The sequence below is a fragment of the Streptomyces sp. DSM 15324 genome, from assembly GCF_001514285.1.
Taxonomy (GTDB): Bacteria; Actinomycetota; Actinomycetes; order Streptomycetales; family Streptomycetaceae; genus Streptomyces.
Genome location: NZ_KQ949066.1, coordinates 1 through 1281, shown reverse-complemented (window position 1 = coordinate 1281; position 1281 = coordinate 1). Strand labels below are relative to the sequence as shown.

The 1281-nt window shown below is 67.6% G+C and carries 2 protein-coding genes; both read right to left on the bottom strand.

All coding sequences use genetic code 11. The annotated features are described in order from the left end of the window. Positions 1–41: 41 nt before the first annotated feature. On the bottom strand, positions 42–914 hold the full coding sequence (locus AQJ58_RS43200; protein ID WP_067259578.1) for an IS3 family transposase: 873 nt from the start codon (positions 912–914) through the stop codon (positions 42–44). Continuing rightward, positions 911–1219, bottom strand: a complete 309-nt coding sequence (locus AQJ58_RS40195) for an IS3 family transposase (RefSeq protein ID WP_053743648.1) — start codon at positions 1217–1219, stop codon at positions 911–913. Before AQJ58_RS40195 ends, AQJ58_RS43200 begins: the two co-directional genes overlap by 4 nt. Positions 1220–1281: the final 62 nt, after the last annotated feature.

Genomic DNA, 1281 nt, shown 5'->3' with positions numbered 1-1281 from the left:
CTGAGCTTGTTCCGCTTTGACGGACACCATCGGTGTGGTGGTCAGGCTGCGAGTGCGGTCTCGTATTCGGCGGGACTGCGATAGCCGAGGCTGCTGTGCAGCCGGTGCAAGTTGTACCAGCCCTCGATGAAATCGAAGATCGCGGTGCGGGCGGCGGCCCGGCTGGGCCAGGAGACGGCGCCGAGCAACTCCCTCTTGATGGTGGCGAAGAACGACTCGGCGAGTGCGTTGTCCCAGCACTGTCCGGTGCGGCCGACCGACAGGCGCACCCCCAACTGGTCTGCCAGCGTGGCGAATTGCTGGCTGGTGTACTGACAGCCACGATCCGAGTGAAAGGTCACCGGCCGGCTGGGACGGCGCTTTCGACAGGCGGCCGTGAGGGCATCGGCGACCAGATCGGTCCGCAGGTGGTCGGCCGTCGCCCAGCCGACCACGCGACGGGAGGCGATGTCGATGACCGTGGCCAGATAGAGCCAGCCCTCTTCCGTGGCGATGTAGGTGATGTCGCCGCACCAGCGGGCATCCAGGCCGGCGGGGTCGGGCTGGAAGTCCCGGACGACGAGATCGGGCCGCAGGGCAGCCCGTGGATCGGGGATCGTCGTCAAGTGTCGTCGTCTGCGGTGTCGGCCCTGCAGGCCGGCAGCCCGCATCAGCCGCGCGACACGTCGGCGGCCGCATCCGGCGCCCGCCCGCTTGAGCACGGCATGGACGCGCGGGGCGCCGTAGGTTCCCCTCGATCGCGTGTGAACGTCGGCGATCTGTTCCGCCAGTTCGGCGTCACGGACTGCGCGGGGACCAGGCTTGGCAGCCCGGCGGGCGTAGAAGGCGGTCCGGGAGACCTTCAGCAGCTCACACGCTCGTTTGACGCTGTGACCTGCACGCTTCTCCGCCTCGATGAACGGGTGCACCGTCACCGGGTCTCCTTCGCGAAGAAAGCCGTGGCCCGCTTGAGGATGTCGACGTCCTCACGCAGACGGCGGTTCTCCCGCCGCAGTGCGGCCAGTTCCTCGCGTTCGCTGCTGGTCAGGCCGTCCCGCTCGCCCGCATCAACCTCGGCCTGCTTCACCCAGTCACGCACCGCGGTCTCGGTCAGATCGAAGTCCTTGGCGATCTGACCGACCGAGCGGTCACCGCGTCGGCACAGCTCGACGATCTCCGCCTTGAACTCCGGCGTGAACGAGCGACGAGGGCGAGGCTTCTTCTTCCCCATGCTCTCCATGATGGACATCCTCCCGGGGTGAACCCCTGATCTCGGATGTCCGTCAAAGCGGATCAAGCCCA